17 protein-coding genes are annotated in these 18100 nt (G+C 66.5%); 5 read left to right on the forward strand and 12 right to left on the reverse strand.

Annotated features, from left to right (window positions below; all coding sequences use genetic code 11):
- Positions 1 to 165: 165 nt before the first annotated feature.
- From RCF34_RS07015 to RCF34_RS07045, 7 genes are all read right to left on the reverse strand, one after another.
- Complete coding sequence (locus RCF34_RS07015) at positions 166 to 1581, reverse strand: diguanylate cyclase (protein WP_308707539.1); 1416 nt, start codon at positions 1579 to 1581, stop codon at positions 166 to 168.
- A 121-nt stretch (positions 1582 to 1702) separates the two neighbouring features.
- Entirely contained in the window at positions 1703 to 4342 is a 2640-nt protein-coding gene (locus RCF34_RS07020; protein ID WP_308707540.1) for a glucosidase, read from the reverse strand.
- A 266-nt stretch (positions 4343 to 4608) separates the two neighbouring features.
- Entirely contained in the window at positions 4609 to 6255 is a 1647-nt protein-coding gene (gene mqo, locus RCF34_RS07025; RefSeq protein WP_308707541.1) for a malate dehydrogenase (quinone), read from the reverse strand.
- Between the two features lie 494 nt (positions 6256 to 6749).
- Positions 6750 to 7676, reverse strand: coding sequence for a 23S rRNA (adenine(1618)-N(6))-methyltransferase RlmF (gene rlmF / locus RCF34_RS07030; protein ID WP_308707542.1), 927 nt, complete (start codon positions 7674 to 7676; stop codon positions 6750 to 6752).
- A gap of 55 nt (positions 7677 to 7731) precedes the next feature.
- Positions 7732 to 8703 (reverse strand): aldo/keto reductase, encoded by a 972-nt coding sequence (locus RCF34_RS07035; protein ID WP_308707543.1) that lies wholly within the window; start codon positions 8701 to 8703, stop codon positions 7732 to 7734.
- 61 nt (positions 8704 to 8764) lie between these two features.
- Positions 8765 to 9469 carry a pseudouridine synthase gene (locus RCF34_RS07040; RefSeq protein ID WP_308707544.1) on the reverse strand — a complete coding sequence of 235 codons (705 nt, stop codon included), beginning with the start codon at positions 9467 to 9469 and terminating at the stop codon, positions 8765 to 8767.
- Complete coding sequence (locus RCF34_RS07045; RefSeq protein WP_308707546.1) at positions 9469 to 9684, reverse strand: cysteine-rich CWC family protein; 216 nt, start codon at positions 9682 to 9684, stop codon at positions 9469 to 9471. Before RCF34_RS07045 ends, RCF34_RS07040 begins: the two co-directional genes overlap by 1 nt.
- A 143-nt stretch (positions 9685 to 9827) precedes the next feature.
- Between RCF34_RS07045 and RCF34_RS07050 the strand changes: the two genes are divergently transcribed.
- The 4 genes from RCF34_RS07050 to ung all read left to right on the forward strand — a co-directional run bounded on the left by RCF34_RS07050 (position 9828) and on the right by ung (position 12598).
- Positions 9828 to 10949 (forward strand): glycerophosphodiester phosphodiesterase, encoded by a 1122-nt coding sequence (locus tag RCF34_RS07050; RefSeq protein ID WP_308707547.1) that lies wholly within the window; start codon positions 9828 to 9830, stop codon positions 10947 to 10949.
- A 51-nt stretch (positions 10950 to 11000) separates the two neighbouring features.
- Positions 11001 to 11423, forward strand: a complete 423-nt coding sequence (locus tag RCF34_RS07055; RefSeq protein WP_308707548.1) for an NUDIX hydrolase — start codon at positions 11001 to 11003, stop codon at positions 11421 to 11423.
- 115 nt (positions 11424 to 11538) lie between these two features.
- Positions 11539 to 11838, forward strand: a complete 300-nt coding sequence (locus tag RCF34_RS07060) for a hypothetical protein (RefSeq protein WP_007163043.1) — start codon at positions 11539 to 11541, stop codon at positions 11836 to 11838.
- A gap of 64 nt (positions 11839 to 11902) precedes the next feature.
- A complete protein-coding gene (ung, locus tag RCF34_RS07065; RefSeq protein ID WP_308708245.1) occupies positions 11903 to 12598 on the forward strand; it encodes a uracil-DNA glycosylase in 696 nt (231 codons plus the stop codon).
- 30 nt (positions 12599 to 12628) lie between these two features.
- On the opposite strand, the gene RCF34_RS07070 is transcribed toward ung, so the two are convergent.
- The 5 genes from RCF34_RS07070 to RCF34_RS07090 form a co-directional block, all read right to left on the reverse strand.
- A complete protein-coding gene (locus tag RCF34_RS07070; RefSeq protein ID WP_308707549.1) occupies positions 12629 to 13570 on the reverse strand; it encodes a DMT family transporter in 942 nt (313 codons plus the stop codon).
- 89 nt (positions 13571 to 13659) lie between these two features.
- On the reverse strand, positions 13660 to 14385 hold the full coding sequence (locus tag RCF34_RS07075) for an AraC family transcriptional regulator (RefSeq protein ID WP_308707550.1): 726 nt from the start codon (positions 14383 to 14385) through the stop codon (positions 13660 to 13662).
- 70 nt (positions 14386 to 14455) lie between these two features.
- Positions 14456 to 14938: a YbaY family lipoprotein gene (locus RCF34_RS07080; RefSeq protein WP_308707551.1), complete on the reverse strand. Its 483-nt coding sequence runs from the start codon at positions 14936 to 14938 to the stop codon at positions 14456 to 14458.
- A gap of 48 nt (positions 14939 to 14986) precedes the next feature.
- On the reverse strand, positions 14987 to 17497 hold the full coding sequence (plsB, locus tag RCF34_RS07085; protein WP_308707552.1) for a glycerol-3-phosphate 1-O-acyltransferase PlsB: 2511 nt from the start codon (positions 17495 to 17497) through the stop codon (positions 14987 to 14989).
- A gap of 162 nt (positions 17498 to 17659) precedes the next feature.
- Positions 17660 to 17965: a hypothetical protein gene (locus RCF34_RS07090; protein ID WP_308708272.1), complete on the reverse strand. Its 306-nt coding sequence runs from the start codon at positions 17963 to 17965 to the stop codon at positions 17660 to 17662.
- On the opposite strand from RCF34_RS07090, the gene RCF34_RS07095 reads away from it, so the two are divergent.
- On the forward strand, positions 17867 to 18079 hold the full coding sequence (locus RCF34_RS07095) for a cold-shock protein (protein WP_145010562.1): 213 nt from the start codon (positions 17867 to 17869) through the stop codon (positions 18077 to 18079). The two genes, RCF34_RS07090 and RCF34_RS07095, sit on opposite strands and share 99 nt — an antisense overlap.
- Positions 18080 to 18100: the final 21 nt, after the last annotated feature.

Here is an 18100-nt window from a genome sequence, read left to right on the forward strand (position 1 = left end):
CTGGCCATGTTGCCACTCGCGGGAGCTGCGTAATCTACACCCATCAGCCGCGCAGGATGCGCAGCCCTGAGGTCACGGATGAAGACCAGGCCAGGATGGCGCCTGACAGGACGTTGGGATGGTCGCAACAAAGAACCCGCTTCGGCGGGTTTTTTGTTTTGGGCGTCAGTTGGGACTGGTAGGGGCTTCGGGTCCGGGTTCCGCGGCGATGCGGTTGCGGCCGGCACCCTTTGCCGCATAGAGCGCCCGGTCGGCGCCTTCGGTGAGGGTGTAGGCATCCATCCCGGCCCCGTGGGTGACCAGGCCGACGCTCAGGGTGATGGGGCGTCGCGACCAGGCATGATTGGCCACGGCGACGCGACAGCGCTCCGCCACCAGATGAGCCGCAGTGAGATCGGCACCTGGCAGCAGGATGGCGAATTCCTCGCCACCATAGCGAAAGCAGGCGTCGTTGTCGCGACAGCTCTGCAGCAGCAACTGGCCGACGGCCTGCAGGGCGGTGTCGCCGGCCTGATGCCCATAGGCGTCGTTGTAGGCCTTGAAATGATCCACATCGATCAACAGCATGGACAGCGGCGTGCGCTGCTCCTCGGCGCGCAGCAGGTGCTCGGCCAGGCGCAGGTCGAAGGCGCGTCTATTGAGCAGACCGGTCAGGGCATCGGTGACGCTGCGCTGCTCGGCGGCCTGCATCATGTCCAGCAGCTGGCGCTGCGAGGCCTCCAGCATGTGCTGTTGCTCGATATGCTCGGTGACATCCACCGACAGCCCCGCCAGGGCGATGCCCTGCCGGGTGACCAGGGGAAACTTGTAGGACTGCCAGAAGAGGCGTCGGCCATCGGGGGCCGTCATGCGCTCGACGAGTCGGCTCGGCTTGAGTTCGCTCATCACCTGCTCGTCGACCTGGCGGAAACGTGGCGCCGCCTCTGGCCAGATGGTGAAGTCGTCCTGGCCGAGGACCTTGTCGCGGGTCAGCTCCAGCTGCTGCAGAAAGGGCTCGTTGACATAGCGGTAGTGCCAGTCGCGGTCCTTGATGTAGGCGATGAAGGGCCCGTTGTTCATGAAGGCGGAAAAGTTGATGTTCAGCTCGTCCAGCTGGCGCAGGGTCTCGTGCTGTTGCAGCAGGATGATGACCTGTCGGGCCAGCCGTTGCAGGTTGTCGACCTGGGCCGTCTCGAAACGCCGGACCCGGTCGTCCATCACGCAGAGGGTGCCAAGGGCGACCCCGTGCCGGTCGAGCAAGGGGATGCCCAGGTAGGCGCGCATCTCTTCCAGACCAGGGGCAGACCTGAGATGGGCGACGCGTGGGTCGCCTTGCAGGTCTTCCACCAGAAAGGGCTCACGCGGGGTGCGGATCGCCAGGTGGCAAAGGGAGGCGTCGACCGGCACCTCGGCTACCGTCAGGCCCTGGCAGGCCTTGAACCAGAGGCGATGTTGATCGGCGAGGGTGATGAAGGCCACCGGCGCCCGGGTCAGCTGGCAGGCCAGGACGACGATGTCCTCGTAGGCAGCTTCGACGCCGCTATCGAGAATCTGCAACTCGCTCAGGGCGTGGAGACGCTGGGCGTCATCGGGGGCAGTCATGCGGGCTCGCGAAGGCGGGATGTCTAGCTAGAGCATAGTATCCGGGGTGGCAGAGGAAAACTGCGGCCGTGTCGCAGTCCACCGTGGTGCCGGCCGGGATCGGCACCACGGCGTGCTCGGGCTAGCGCCGGGGTTGCAGCAGCAGCGCCACCAGGGCGCTCCAGCCGGTCTGGTGGGAAGCCCCGAGTCCGCGGCCGTTTTCGCCATGGAAATACTCGTGGAACAGCACTAGGTCGCGACTGCGCGGATCGTTCTGCAATTGCGGATAGTCGACCATGCTCGGACGCTTGCCGTCGGCGTCCTTGAGGAACAGCCGGGTCAGGCGCTCGCTGAGGCCGTCGGCGACCTCTTCCAGATTGGCCAGGTAGCCCGAACCGCTGGGGTATTCCACCGAGAAGCTGTCGGCGTAGTAGCGGTGGAATTCGTGCAGCGACTCGATGAGCATGTAGTTGATCGGCATCCACAGTGGCCCGCGCCAGTTGGAATTGCCGCCGTACAGGCGCGAATCCGATTCCGCCGGTTGGTAGCGGGCGCTGAGCAGGTTGCCGTCGGCCTGGCGCATCTCGAAGGGTTGCTGTTCGTGGGCCTTGGACAGCGAGCGGATGCCGTATTCGGAAAGGAATTCGTTGTCATCCAGCATGCGCTTGAGCAGCAGCTTGGTGCGATGGCCGCGTAGCAGCGAGAGCAGGAATCTGTTGCCCTGGCCGGGCTCGGTCCAGCGCGAGACCAGTCGGGCGAGGTCCGGACGCTGGCGCAGGAAGCCCCGCAGCCGTCCGCCGAGGCCGGGGAGGCCTTCGTGCTCGCGCTGCTCCAGCACCTGTACCGCGAACAGCGGGATGAGGCCGACGATGGACCTCAGGCGCAGCGGCTCGGCGCTGCCATCCGCCTTGTGCAGGACGTCATAGAAGAATTCGTCCTGTTCGTCCCAGAGGCCGTCTTCGCGATCGTCGCTGTGGTTGATGGCACCGGCGATGTGCAGGAAATGCTCGAAGAACTTCACTCCCAGATCGACGTACACCGGATTTTCCTTGGCCAGCTCCAGGGCGATGCGCATCAGGTCCAGGGCGTAGGCGGCCATCCAGGCGGTGCCGTCGGCCTGGTCCAGGTGATAGCCCTCCGGCAGCGGTGCCGAGCGATCGAAGAGGGCGATGTTGTCCAGGCCGAGGAAACCGCCCTGGAAGATGTTGCGACCCTCGGTGTCCTTGCGGTTGATCCACCAAGAGAAATTCAGCAGCAGCTTGTGGAAGACGCGTTCGAGAAAGACCCGGTCGCCCACTCCGGTCAGGGACTTTTCCTGCAGGTAGACGTGCCAGGTGGCCCAGGCATGCACCGGCGGATTGGCGTCCTCGAAATTCCACTCGTAGGCCGGCAGCTGGCCATTGGGGTGCATGAATCTGTCCTTCACCAGCAGCAGCAGCTGCTGCTTGGCGAAGCCGGGATCGATCAGGGCATAGGCCACCGCCTGGAAGGCCAGGTCCCAGGAGGCGTACCAGGGATACTCCCACTTGTCCGGCATGGAGACGATGTCGAAGTTGAGCAGGTGGCGCCAGTGGCCGTTGCGGATGCGCTGGCGCTGCGCCGGTGGTGTCGGCTGGGCCGGATCGCCATCGAGCCAGCGATTGACCTCGAAATAATAGAGCTGCTTGGACCAGAGCAGGCCGGCCAGGGCCTGGCGCTGCACCAGGCGTGCATCGGGATCGGCGATCTTTTCCTGCAGGGCGGCATAGAAGGCATCGGCTTCGGCGATGCGCTCGGCAAAGATCGCATCGGCATCCACCGACAGCGCATTGGTGGGCGCCAGGCGCAGGTAGACCACGGTCTTGGCGCCACCCTCCAGCTCCACGGCGAAATGGGCCGCTGCCTTGCTGCCGAAGTCGCGGCGGATCGCCTCGCGGGCGCCGCGCACCACGTAGTCATTGATGCCGTCCTTGAAGGGGCCTTCGGCGGGCTCGCCGGTGAGGCGAGGCAGGTTGGTTTCGTTGTTGCAGAACAGCCACTCGGCCTCGCGCGGGCCCCAAGCGCTGACCACCAGGTCGGGCCGGTCGAAATAGCTGGCACGAACCTGGTCGCCTTCCAGGCTGAGCATGGAGCGCGGCGGCGTACCGGTCCACGCCCAGGTGTTGCGTGACCAGATCTGCGGCAGCACCCGCAGGCTGGCGCGCTCGGTCCCGCGATTTTCCACGGTGACCCGCATGAGGATGTCGTCGGGGGTGTGCTTGGCGTATTCGACGGTGACGTCGAAATAGCGGTCCTCGGCGAAGACGCCGGTGTCGAGGATCTCGAACTCACGATCTTCCAGGCCACGCCGGGCGTTTTCCTCGGTGAGCTGGGCATAGGGAAAGGCGGCGTGGGGGTACTTGTAGAGCATCTTCTGGTAGGCGTGGCTCGGCACCCCGTCCAGGTAGAAGTACAGCTCCTTGACGTCTTCGCCATGGTTGCCCTCGGCGTTGGTCAGGCCGAACAGCCGTTCCTTGAGGAAGGGGTCGCGCTCGTTCCACAGGGCGATGCCCAGGCACCATTGCTGGGCCTTGTCGCTGAAACCGGCGAGGCCGTCCTCGCCCCAGCGATAGGCGCGGCTGCGCGCATGGTCATGGGGAAAATAGCGCCAGGCGTCGCCATCGGCGCTGTAGTCTTCACGGACCGTGGCCCACTGGCGTTCGCTCAGGTAGGGCCCCCACTGCCGCCAGGCGGCGGCGTCGGTATCAGCCAGGCGCTGGCCTTCTCGGGTATGCAGGATGCCCGGGGCGGGATGTGCCGTCATCGTGTCTCCAGATTCAGGTAACGGTTAAGGCTCGAGGATAGATCACCATTGTGGCGTGCGATGACCTGCCTTGGCGTATCGCTGCAGTTTTAGTGCCTGTCTGGCAGGAAAAAATTCACGTCGTTGCGGTTCTCGTCACAGGTCCTGGCCGGGTGCAAGGGCTCTATCGCGCCCAATACGGGAGCGAAAAAAAGCCCCACGCCGAATCGGGGTGGGGCCTTTCACCGCGGTGGGCCCACTGCTTGCACAGCGGGCCTGAGGGCGATTTACAGCGCCATGTCGTTGGCGGCCTTGTCGGCGTGCGGAGCAGCACCGGCAGTGGTCTTGGCAGCGGCATTCTGGGCGCCGGTGGCGACCGGCGGGGTGGCCAGTTGCAGGACTTCGGCGGTGTAGTTCCACTCCTGTTGCACGCGCTCGGGGTCGCTGTTCAGCTTGGTGCCGTAGCTGGGCACGATCTGGTGCAGCTTGGCTTGCCACTCCGGAGTCGCGACCTTGTCCTTGAACACCTTCTCCAGCACGCTCAGCATGATGGGCGCGGCGGTCGAGGCACCCGGGGAAGCGCCCAGCAGGCCGGCGATGCTGCCGTCCTTGGCCGCGACGATCTCGGTGCCCAGCTTCAGCACGCCACCCTTGTCGGCGTCGCGCTTGATGATCTGCACGCGCTGACCGGCCTGCCACAGGCGCCAGTCTTCCTTCTTGGCGTTGGGGAAGTACTCGCGCAGGGCGGCCATGCGGTCGTCATCCGACAGCATCAGCTGGCCGGCGAGGTATTCCACCAGCGGGTACTCGGCCACGCCCACGCGGACCATCGGCCAGGCGTTGTGGGTGTTGGTGCTGGTCAGCAGGTCCAGGTAGGAACCCTGCTTGAGGAACTTGGTGGAGAAGGTGGCGAAGGGCCCGAACAGGATCACGCGCTTGCCGTCGAGCATGCGGGTGTCCAGGTGCGGCACCGACATCGGCGGCGCGCCCACCGAGGCCTTGCCATAGGCCTTGGCCAGGTGCTGCTGGGCGATCTCGGGGTTGTCGGTGACCAGGAAGGAACCACCCACCGGGAAGCCGGCGTAGTCGTTGGCTTCGGGGATGCCCGACTTCTGCAGCAGGTGCAAGGCACCGCCACCGGCGCCGATGAAGACGAACTTGGCGTCGGTCTCGGTCTTCTTGCCATCCTTGAGGTTCTTGTACTCCACGCGCCAGCTGCCATCGGCATTGCGGGTGATGTTCTCGACTTCGCTGGACAGGTTCAGCTTGAAGTTCGGCTTGGACTGCAGGTTGGCGGCGAACTGGCGGGTGATCTCGCCGAAGTTGACGTCGGTGCCCAGCGGACTCCAGGTGGCGGCGATCTTCTGCTTGGGATCGCGGCCTTCCATCATCAGCGGAACCCACTGCTTGATCTGCGCGGGGTCCTCGGAGTACTGCATGCCGGAGAACAGCGGGCTGGCCTTGAGCGCCTCGTAGCGCTTCTTCAGGAAGGCGATGTTCTCGTCACCCCAGACGAAGCTCATGTGCGGGGTGCTGTTGATGAAGCTCTTCGGATCCTTGAGGACGCCGTTCTTGACCTGCCAGGACCAGAATTGACGGGAGATCTGGAAGGCTTCGTTGATCTCGATGGCCTTGGCGATGGTGACCTTGCCGTCCTTGTCTTCCGGGGTGTAGTTCAGCTCGGCCAGGGCGGAGTGACCGGTGCCGGCATTGTTCCAGCCGTTGGAGCTCTCGTCGGCGACCTTGTCCAGGCGCTCGACCATTTCCATGGTCCAGTTCGGCTCCAGCTCGTTCAGCCAGATGCCCAGGGTGGAGCTCATGATGCCGCCGCCGATCAGCAGGACGTCGACCTTCTTGGTGTCTTCGGCCTGTGCGGTGCCCAGGGCGGAGGCGATGGCGACGCCGAGCAGCGCGCCAGTCATTTTCTTCAGCATGTGGTCTCTCGTTCGATAGAAGCTGGGTCTGCTTATCGAGTTTCGGTGCGGTGCGGCACCATGGCACATGGGTGGATGTGCAGTGGGCGAGGCAGAATGCAGCCGGAAACACGCAAGGGCAGGTTCTTGTCCCTCCACCGCCCCTCTCTCATGAGTCACCGGAGGAGTCGGAGCAAAAACGCAAGGCGCGGCCTTGGCAGCGGCTGACCGAAGACAGAGGTCCTGGGCGCGGCTACGTGCGCGTGGCGTTTTTGTTGCCGGACATTTTAATGGGAAGGGATAGGGCTGCCTAGTCCGCAATTCATTGGCTTTGCCTATTAGCCTTTAGTCTAATTTCCTGTGATCGCGGTCAAAGCCCCGCCAGCTACCACTTCGAGTGGGGTGGAGCGGTACTGGGCGCTTCTCCGCGGCCAGCCGGCGACACCGACGAAAGCGGCCAGAAAGCCGCCGGAGGGTCGTCGTTCGCAGCGGCGCGCAGGTACCAGGACGATCGATCAGGCGAAGCGCCAGGCGAGAAAGCGACTCTGCTTCTGGCCCTGGGCCATGGCCACCACGCGGCTCTCGCCGGCCTGTTCGCGGCGCAGTGCCGCCTGCAACGGCGGCAGATTGCTGGCCTTGGACACCAGGCAGGTGAACCAGCCGACCTGCCTGGCGAAGGCGCGGCTCTCGCGGATCATCCGTTCGATGAAGACTGCCTCGCCACCGGGGCACCAGAGTTCGGCCGCCTGGCCGCCGAAATTGAGCACAGGCACTGCCTTGCCGGTGGTCTTGCCCAGGTTCTTCCACTTGCGCTTGCTGCCGCGCACGGCATCGTCGGGGCTGGCGTGGAAGGGCGGATTGCACAGGGTGGCGGCGTAGCGCTCGCCAGGTTGCAGGATGCCGGCGAAGATGGCCTGGGGATCGGGCTGAAGGCGCAATTCGATGGCGGCGGCGCAATCCGGATTGGCCGCCAGGGTGCGTCCGAAGGCATCCAGCGCCGTGGGGGCGATGTCGCTGCCAACGAAGTGCCAGCCATACTCCTTGAAGCCGATCAGTGGATAGACGCCGTTGGCGCCCGTACCTACGTCCAGCAAGAGCGTCGTCTCGCCACGGGGAATCCGGCCGCCATTGCCCTCGGCCAGCAGGTCGGCCAGGTGGTGCAGGTAGTCCGCCCGGCCAGGAATCGGTGGGCAGAGGAAATCGGCGGGGATGTCCCAGTCGCGCACGCCGTGATGCAACGCCAGCAAGGCCCGATTGAGCGCCCGGACTGCCTGGGGATCGGTGAAATCGATGGACAGATTGCCCCGCGGCGTCGGCGCCACGAAGGGCCTGAGCGCCGGGCTCGTGCGCATCAGGGCGGGAAAGTCGTAGCTGCCCTGGTGGCGATTGCGTGGATGCAGGGGCGCGGGGCGGCCAGGCAGGGGGCGGCGGGGCGAGGTCATGAAGGCAGGCAGGGTGGAAAAGGGGCGGCGAGCCTAGCACAGCCGCCCCTTTCACTCACGCCGGCGTCGGAGCGTCCTCTGGCAGCACGCCGATCTCGCGCAGGTTACGCCAGAAGGCGGCGGGGATGGGCGCCCGCAGCAGTTCGGCGTTCTGCCGGGCCCGTTCCGGTGTGCTGCTGCCAGGAATGGTGGCGGCGACGGTGGGATGGGCCAGGCAGAACTGCAGGGCCGCGGCGCGGATATCCACTCCGTGATCCTGGCAGACGCCTTCGATCAATTCGACCTTGCGGCGCAGCGCCGGCTCGGCTTCGGCATAATTGTAGTGCTTGCCGCCGGCAAGCAGGCCGGAGTTGAAGGGTCCGCCCACGACGATCCCCACGCCGCGGCGTTCGCACTCGGGGAAGAGCGTGTCCAGGGCTTCGCGGTGGTCCAGCAGGGAATAGCGACCGGCCAGCAGGAAGGCGTCGGGATCGCTCTGCTCCAGCGCCAGGCGGCAGGGTTCCACCAGGTTGACGCCCAGGCCCCAGCCCAGGATCAGGCCTTCCTCGCGCATCTGGGTGAGGGCCTTGGCCGCACCCTGCATGGCCTGGGCAAAGTAGTCACGCCAGGCTGGGCCGTGCTGGTCCTCGGACAGGTCGTGGATCCAGACCAGATCGAGGCGGTCGGTCTTGAGGCGTTCCAGGCTGGCCTCGATGGAGCGGCGGGCGCCCTCGGCGGAATAGTCGAGCACTCGCTTGAAGGGCAATTCGTTGACGAACGGCGGGGCGTTTTCTGGCTGATCGGCGGGTTCCAGCAGGCGGCCGACCTTGCTGCAGAGGACGAAATCGTCGCGCGGCTTGTCGGCGAGCACCTCGGCGAAGCGGCGCTCGGACAGGCCTGCACCATAGTGCGGCGAGGTGTCATAGAGGCGGATGCCGGCGTCCCAGGCGGCTTCGAGGGTCGCCCGGGCAGCGGCGTCGCCTACCTCGCGGAACATGTTGCCCAGCGGGGCGCCGCCAAAACCGAGGGAGGGGATGTCGATACGCATGGGAGGTCTCCAGGGTGGTGCGTGTCTGCATCCCGACCGACGTGCCCGAGATCCCGTTCCCCTAATCCGCCGGACGTAGCAGGGCCACTTCGGCAGCGGTGAGCGAGCGATAGGCGCCCTCTGCCAGCGCCGGATCCAGCGTCAGACCGCCGATGCGATCGCGGTGCAGGGCGATGACCTCGATGCCGAAGCGGCCGAACATGCGCTTCACCTGGTGATAGCGGCCCTCGACCAGGGTCAGATGGGCGTTGTGGTCATCCAGCAGCTCCAGCTGGGCGGGCTGGGTGGTGAGGTCTTCGTAGGCGAAATAGAGACCTTCGGCGAAGGCGGCCACCAGCGGCGGCGGGATGACCTCGGCGGTGGTGACCCGGTAGCGCTTGGTCTGCTTGTGCCGCGGATGACTGAGGCCGCGCGACCACTGGCCATCGTTGGTGAGCAGCAGCAGGCCGGTGGTGTTGAAGTCCAGCCGCCCGGCCAGGTGCAGGTCGGCGCGCTGATCCGGCGCGAGGCAGTCCAGCACCGTGGCATGGCGGGCATCGACGGTGGCGCTCACACAGCCGCGTGGCTTGTGCAGCATCAGGTAGCGACCGCCGGGACCGTCCTGCAGCAGGCGCCCGTCGGCCTCGATGCGATCGAAGGCGAACACCTCCTGCTCGGCCTGCAGCGTGGTGGTGCCATTGACCCTTACCCGACCCTCGGCGAGCAGACGCCGCCCCAGTTGGCGGCCCAGTTCGGGTCTATTGCCCAGCCAGCGGTCCAGGCGCATCAGCGGGATTCGCTCGCAATACCCGCCGCACAGTCCGGGCAAAGGCAGCGCTGGTTGCGCTCGTCCTCGGGCAGGCGCGCCAAGGCCGCCGGATCGATCGGCGTCTGCAGGCACCAGCAGTCATGGAGCTGGCCGCCGGCGGCCAGGACGCAGCTGTTGGCCTTGCCGCACAGCGGGCAGCGCGTCGGATCGAAGAGGGTGGGCGATGCGGCCATGGTGATCTCGTTGGGTGAAGCGGGCGGCAGAGTACCGGAAATTGCGACCTGGATAACGTCCGCTACGCTGGGGGTCTGCGTACTGTCGCATCCGGGGTGCAAGCTGCATCCTAGCTCCGATCGTCGGACCACCCGAGGAACCCATGACAATAACTGCTCTGCGCACCCTGATCCGTACCCTCATTCCTGGAACCCTGCTGGTCAGCCAGCTGGCCCTGGCCACCGAAGCCGATATTGGCCAGACCCTGGCCCGACAGGCCGGCATTCCCTGGCCGGCGGTGATCGCCCACCGCGGCGCCTCCTTCGACGCCCCCGAATCCACCGCGCCGGCCTATCTGGTGGCGCGGGAGCTGGGCGCCGACTACCTGGAACTCGACCTGCAGCGCACCAAGGACGGCCAGCTCATCGCCCTGCATGACGACACCCTGGAACGTACCACCGACGTCGCCAAGCGCTTCCCTGACCGTGCCAAGGCCCCGGTCAGCCAGTTCACCCTGGTCGAACTCAAGTCGCTGGATGCTGGCAGCTGGTTCAATCAGACCCACCCCGACCGCGCCCGGCCGAAATTCGCCGGACTCAGGATCCTCACCCTCGACGAGGTCATCGACATCGCCGAAGGCGGTCGCAACAAGCCGGGTCTCTACATCGAGACCAAGCAGCCCAAGCTGTTTCCCGGCATCGAGCGTGACCTCAAGGCCAAGCTGACCCAGCGCGGCTGGCTCGGTAAGCCAAAGCCGGGTGCCACCGGCGTCGCCGCCATGCCCGGGCGGGTGATCCTGCAGACCTTCGAGAAAGGCAGCCTCGAGCTCTTGCAGAAGGAAATGCCCAACACGCCGAAGATCCTCCTGCTGTGGCTGGGTGACGACTACATCCCGGCCAAGCCCGGGCCGAGCTACGCCGAGTCGGGCGAGACCAGCAAGGCGGCCTACTACGCCAGGCAGCAGGTGCGCTCCGAGGGCGATTTCACCGCCTGGATCGAATGGGCCAAGGCCCATGGCGCCATCGGCATCGGCCCCTCGGCAGCCCTGGAAGAGGGCGGCGACCAGAGCTATGCGGACCTGGTGAAGCCCTGGATGAACGACGTCGCCCACGAGCGGGGTCTGCTGGTGCATGCCTACACGGTGGACTCGGCCGAGGACTACGCGCGTCTCGCCCCGCGTGGTGTGGATGGCTTCTTCAGCAATCGCGCCGCCGAATTGCTGAAGTTCTACGAGCGTCCGGCCAAACAGGCACCCGCGGCCCTGCTCAAGCAGCTGGGTTATTGAGTCCAGACGGGGAGGCCTGGCGGTCTCCCCGTCGCCACCGGAGGCCTCCTCATGTCCCACCATGCCTTCAACGGCGCCAAGCTGGCGCTGCTCTGCGCCGAGCAGATCCTGGTCTATCAGCGCGACGACAAGCCCGACATCCCCTGGCCGGCCCTTTGGGACCTGCCCGGCGGTGGCCGCGAAGACGGCGAGACGCCCGAGCGCTGCGCCCTGCGTGAGCTGGAAGAGGAATTCGGCCTGGTGCTGGACGAGGCGCGGCTGACCTGGGGACGTTGCTATCCGCCGCGGCAGCCAGGCTATCTGCCCAGCTGGCTGTTCGCCGGGCAGTTGCATCCTGCCGAGATCGCCACCATCCGCTTCGGCGACGAAGGTCAGGACTGGCAATTGATGAGCATCAGCGACTTTCTCGCCCATCCCCAGGGCGTGCCCCATTTGCAGGCGCGGCTGCGGGACTACCTGGGCGAGCCGGGGTAGAACGGACCGGCGTCTCTTAATCCCGGCTGAATGAACGCGCGATAACCGGGCGCGGCACCTGGCCAGGGCTTAAGCTTTCTCCAGGCCCATCCGGGCCGTTCTGGAGATCTCCCCCATGCGCCATTTCCTCCTGGCGTCGCTCTGTGCCCTGACCTTTACCGGCTGCACCGTCTACGACACGTCCCCGCGCTACTACAGCCGTCCGGCACCCCCCGCGGCGGTCTTCTACGGCACGCCGGCCTATCCACCGCCCGCGGTCATCGTGCGGCCCTATGGCTACGGCTACTACTATCGACCGGCACCGCCACCACCGCCCCACTGGGGTCCGGGTCCTGGTTGGGGACCGCCGGGCTGGGGGCCGCGTCCGGGTTATGGTCCGCCCGGCTGGGGCCCGCGCTACGGTCCGCGCTGGTAGCGGGTTTGACAGGGGCAGCCGGCTTTTCTAGGGTGCTGCCCTTGTCTTGACCAGGAAGCCTCGAATCGTGGACGACGATCGCATCAAGCTCGACCCCCAATGGAAAGCCGCGCTGCGCGACGAATTCGAGCAGCCCTACATGCGTCAGCTGAGTGAATTCCTCAGGCGCGAGAAGGCGGCGGGCAAGGTCATCTATCCGCCCGGTCCGCTGATCTTCAATGCCCTCAATACCACCCCACTGGATCAGGTCAGGGTGGTCATCCTCGGCCAGGATCCCTATCACGGTCCGGGTCAGGCTCATGGGCTGAGCTTTTCGGTGCAGCCTGGAGTACCGGCGCCGCCGTCGCTGCAGAACATCTTCAAGGAACTCAAGCGCGATCTGAACCTGCCCATTCCCAACCACGGCTATCTGCAGCACTGGGCGGAGCAGGGCGTGCTGCTGCTCAACACCTCGCTGACGGTGGAGCAGGCCAACGCCGGCTCCCACGCCAAGGCCGGCTGGCAAAGATTCACCGATCGCATCATCGAGGTGGTCAGCGCCGAGCGGGAGAACCTGGTGTTCCTGCTCTGGGGCAGCCATGCCCAGAGCAAGCAGACGCTCATCGATCCCCAGAAACACCTGATCCTCAGGTCGGCGCATCCCTCGCCGCTGTCGGCCCACCGCGGCTTCATCGGTAACGGCCACTTCGGGCGCACCAACGAATTCCTGCGCAACGCCGGGCTCACGCCCATCGACTGGGCGCTGCCACCGCTGGCGTAGGGTGGGCGTAGATGGTCAGGACCCTCGCGGTCAGGTCGTTCCCGCCACTCTCCGGGCCGGCCGCCGGTGGCACTGCAGGCACCAGATCGTCCCGAGCATGAGCAGGAGGATCGCCAGGGATTCCAGGCGAGTCGGCCAGCGCCCGTTCCAGAGAAAGCCATAGGTCAGCGAGGCCAGGGTCTCGATGACGATGGCCTGGCCACTCAGGGTCAGGGGTAGCCGGCGGCTGGCCTGGTTCCAGCAGGCGCCGCCGATGACCGAGGCGAGCAGCGCCACGCCGGCGGCCACCAGCAGCGGCTGCAGCCAGTCCACCGCTGGTCGCGACGCCATTTCCTCTGCCAGCAACCAGGGCGCGGCCAGCAGGGCCTGGGCGCCGGTCATCCCGCCCAGCAGCAGACCCCAATCGTGGGCGCCGATCGGCGTCCTGGTCAGAAAGCGCGTGTTGACCACCGCGAACCAGCTCCAGGCCAGCAGGGCGCCACAGGCGCACAGCAGGCCCAGGACGGGCCGCTCGCCGACTGCGGTGGTGGTCAGCGTCTCGTAGCTGATCAGGGCCACGCCGAGCAGCGCGCTGCAGAGCGATGGCCAGAGGCGCCCGAAACCCACGGCGCCCGCGTCGTGCTGGCCGGCCAAGGCCACCAGCAGCGGGATCAGGCCGACGATCAGGGTGGTCGCCGCGATACCGGCCTGCTTCACGCCCACGCCGACCAGGGTGTAGTAGCCCAGGTTGCCGATCAGGCCGAGCCAGAACAGGCGCGTGCCGTCGGCCCAGGTCAACTGCGTGCGAAGTCGGCGCCAGCAGGGCAGCAGCAGCCCGAGTGACACCAGTCCGTAGCAGAGAAAGCGCAGCACGGCGAACTGGCCGCCGCTCAGGTCAGGGACCAGCGCCGGCGCCAGGAAGATCACGCCCCAGCACAGGCCTGCCGCCAGCCCGTAGCCGATGCCCACTGCCGATAGTTCTCGTTCCTGCATCGCGCCGTCTCCACCGATTCGCCCCAGTGTGGCGACGGCGGCGTGGACCGGTCTTGCGCGAGACTGCGGGGCTTTTTACCTGGACTGCGTTACCCGGGCGGTCGCTGGCCGCGCCGCCAGGCGGCCGGGCTGATGCCCTGGCGGCGGGTCATGGCGCGGGTCAGGGCGGCCTGATCGGAAAAGCCGACGCGCAGGGCGATGTCGGCGATGGACAGGTGGCTGTCGCCGAGCCAGCGTTGTGCCTGGCGCAGCCGCAGGTCGGTGAGCCAGGCCTGGGGCGTCTGGGCGAAGCGCTGGTGGAACAGCAGGTGCAGCCGGGTCAGCCCCAGGCCCGCCAGGCGGGCCATGGCCGCATTGTTCCAGTCACCCGCAGGCTGGGCCTCCACCTGGGCCAGCAGGCGGTCGAAGGCTGAGCCGGCGGTAGCGGCGGTGAGCGACGCGAGCAGCAGACGGGTGAGTGCGGGCGCGTGTTGGTCGAGGGTGTCAGGCGAGGTCAGCTCGGCGAAGGCGATCAGCTGGCGGGTCGCGGGCGGAATCGCCAGACCCGGCTGCTGAAGCGCTCGATCCAGGATCGGGGCAGGCAACCAGTCGGCCGCGCAGTCGATCACCAGAAAGCGGCTGCCTGGTTCCGATTGCTGGGCATGACCGCAGTCGGGTGCCACCAGGGCCGCGAGACCAGTATGCAACCGCGTCCCGCTACGCCCGGCGAGCTCCAGCTCCATACCGCCCTGGATGGGCAGCACCAGCTGCGCGAAAGCATGGGCATGGGGCTGGTGTTCGCCCTGATAGCGCTTGATGGCGAGGCGGGGAGTCAAGGCGCACCTCGTTGGAGAAGCGGGAGTCGAGAGCCTTGATCCTAGCACGCCACCCCGGGCCTTTCGGACCTCAGCGCACCGGCTGCAATGGCAACTCCACTTCGCCGCCACTGCTCAGGTCCACGGTCACCGGCTCCTGGGTCAGGTACAGCGGGCGACCGCCCAGCAGGATGCGGCCGCTGAGCAGGTAGCGCTCACCGCTCTTGACCTTGGCCGGGGCGTAGTCGAGGCGGAAGGGCACCTGGCCGGGCTGCTTGACGAACAGGGTGCGCTGGGCCAGGCGCCCGGCAGGGGTGTCGCCGGCACTGGCACTGTAGAGGCTGACGGTGAGCTTGGCGGTGGGCGGTACCGGCTCGTTGGCGGTAAAGGTGGCCTGGCCGCTGAGGCTGGTCATGCTCGGCTGGGCCGGCACGCCAGGGGTGGTGGTCTGCGGCTGCTCGGTGGGCGGCAGTGGCTGGCCGGCGGGCGGCGGTGGCGTCGCGGGACCGGGGCGCAGCCCGCTACAGGCGCTGAGCAGCAGCGAGGTGGCGAGCAGGGTGGCGATTCTTTTCATGGGTAGATCCTGGACTGAAATCGACTGCTGTGACCCATGGACGTCGGCTTAGTTGCCGGCGACCGGAGGGGATTCGGGATCCGGCAGGTCGGGCGCATCGGGTCGGTCCAGCGCCACCTGGCGGATCGATAGGCGGATCTCCGCCGGTAGCACCCGTTTGCCGGCGCCTTCGGCCAGTTCGCCCAGCAATTCGTGATGGCCCAGGGTGCCGTCGTCGGCCTTGCGCAGCACACCCTCGGCCAGCAGCGTCTGGATGAAGTGGCGGAACAGCGACTTGTCGAAGAATTCCGGCGCATTGAGGCCATGCAGCACCGACAGTCGCTGGGCCATCACCGTGCAGAGTTCTTCCAGTTGCGGCGCGGTCAGGCTGTTCTGGCCATGGTTGAGGATCAGCGCGGTGGTCATGTAGTAGCGCTGCAGGGTCTGCAGGATGGCCCGCGCCAGCAGGGTGAGGCGGACGAATTGCCGCGAGCTGGGCGCCGCACGCACGAAGACCTCGTCCTCGATGCGCAGCAGGCCCCGCTCCACCATGGCCTCCAGCCAGCCGTCCAGCACCAGGGGCAGCTCCTCGCGTTCCCAGTGGATGAACAGCTCGGCCTGCAGATAGGGATAGAGCGCCAGGGCGAATCTATGGATCAGCTCGCGGGTCATGCGCCCGGTGTTCTGGAAGAAACTGGCGATCAGCGCCGGGATGGCGAAGAGGTGCAGGACGTTGTTGCGGTAGTAGGTCATCAGCACCGCATTCTGCTCGTCCAGGTAGAGGATGCGCCCCAGGGCGTCCTGCTGCTCGGAGAGGAAACCCAGGGCGCGCACCTCTTCGATGATCGCCTGGCCGTCGCCCTCGGGCAGGGTGGCGCTGGTGGAGTAGGGCACCCGCTTCAGCAGATCCAGATAGAGGTCGATGGCGCGTACCAGGGCGCCTTCGTCGAGGGCCTGGCGGTTGGTCGACAGCAGCGCCAGGGCCACCAGGTTGACCGGCGTGACCGCCGCGGCGGCATTGATGCGGCGTACCACCCGCTCGCCCAGTTCGTGGGTGACCGAATTGAACCAGGCGGGCTTCAGGTCTTCGCCCAAGGGTTCGTCGCGCCAGCCCGGGCGGCGGGCATCGAGGAAGCCTTGCAGCGGGATGGGCTCGCCGAAGTTGACCCAGACCCGACCGAAGCGCTGGCGCAGGGCGCCAACGACCTTGACCAGGTCGAAGATGGATTCCTTCTTCTTGGCCGCGCCGCGCAACTCGCCCAGGTAGGTACGGCCTTCGAAGACCTTTTCGTAGCCGATGTACACCGGCACGAAGACGATGGGCCGCCGGGAGTCGCGCAGGAAACTGCGCAGGGTCATGGCCAGCATGCCGGTGCGTGGCTGCAGGGTGCGTCCGGTGCGCGAGCGTCCGCCCTCGACGAAGTATTCGGTGGAGAAACCGCGGCTGAACAGGCTGTGCAGGTATTCGTTGAACACCGCCGCATAGAGGGCGTTGCCCTTGAAGCTGCGCCTCATGAAGAAGGCCCCGCCACGTCTGAGGATGTTGCCCACCACCGGCATGTCCAGGTTGATGCCGGCGGCGATGTGCGGCGGGGTCAGGCCGTTCTGGAACAGCAGGTAGGAGAGCAGCAGGTAGTCGATGTGACTGCGGTGGCAGGGTACGTAGACCACGGTGTGGCCGGGCGCCATCTCCTGGATTCGCTCGATGTGGCTGACCGTGACGCCGTCGTAGATGCTGTTCCAGAACCAGCGCAGGCCGACGTCCAGGCAGCGCACCACCGGATAGGAGAAGTCCGAGGCGATCTCCCGCGCATAGTGCGCCGCCTCGTCTTCGATGCGCCCGGGCGTAGCCTTGCGCTGGGCGATCTCGTGGGCGATGGTCGCCCGCACCTGGGGTGACCGCAACAGCCCGCGCAGCAGGGTGCGGCGGTGCGAAAGATCCGGGCCGATCACCGCCTGGCGCACGTTGCGGAAGTGGATGCGCAGCCGTCGCATCACCAGACGCTCCAGGCGTTGCGGATCGGGACGCTGGCTGGCCAGTTCGCCCAGGGACAGCGGCTTGGAGAATTGCACCCGGGTCAGTCGGCCCAGCACCAGGATGCGCGCCAGCTTGCGCAGCCGTCCGGTCACCACCCAGTTGTCCGCCCAGAGCAGTTTCCAGGGACTGGTCTCACGATCCGGCGACTGGCCCCAGAAGACGCTGACCGGTACCAGCTGGACGTCTTCCAGCTGCTGCTCGGTCACCGCGGCGACCACCCGGCGCAGGGTAGGAGGTACCGAGCGCCGCGCGGGGCGCCCACGCCAGTTCGCCTTGCCGGTGGCGTTGAAGTAGGCCAGAGGCTCGGTCTTGCTACCCAGCACTAAGGGGCGTAGCGGTCGCGGCAGCCCGGCCTTGCGGCATTCCTGGTCGAGCACCGCCAGATCGCTCAGCGAGGCCTCGGGCAGGACATAGAGCACCGGCTTGGCGGGATCGATGCGGCTGAGCAGGCTGGCCGCCTGGGTCGTTTCGGAGCGAACCCAGAGATAGAGCAGGCGCTTGAGCAGCGAGAAGGCCAGGAGGCGCAGCGGCGAACGGGTCATTGAGGGCTACCGGATTGACGAGGCGGCAGTGTGCCGGATGGCCTGGCGGGCGTAAAACCGCCCGTGTTGTTCTCCCTTCGACCTGGCAGTCGGCGCCTTGTCCCCACTGTCGAAAAAATGCCGCTTAAATCGTCGAAAACCCGGCGCTGACGCGGCTTCCAGTCATGCTGGCACTTTGCGTAAAGAACGTTGCTTTTGCCAGGAAAGCCATGCTTTATAAGACGTCGGCAGCTTCTTGCCGCCGGTCGGACCGGGACGCCAACTGGCGACCGGCTCGATGCTCGATCTGTACCGATAAGACAAGGCAACCCGATCGACCAGGTCGTGGCGATCGGGGATAGGAAATCCAGAAAGCTTCGGAGAGATGCGATGGGTGAGCAACGCGAAACCGGAACCGTCAAGTGGTTCAATGACGCCAAGGGATATGGATTCATTCAACGCGAGGGCGGTGCCGACGTGTTCGTTCACTACCGCGCCATTCGCGGTGAAGGCCACCGTTCCCTGGTCGAAGGCCAGCAGGTGGAGTTTTCGGTGATCGAGGGCCAGAAGGGCCTGCAGGCCGAGGACGTCGCTCGGGTCTAGATCCGTGGGGGGGGGGGGGGC

Source organism: Pseudomonas sp. 102515 (assembly GCF_031085165.1).
In the GTDB taxonomy this organism is placed as follows: domain Bacteria; phylum Pseudomonadota; class Gammaproteobacteria; order Pseudomonadales; family Pseudomonadaceae; genus Chryseomonas.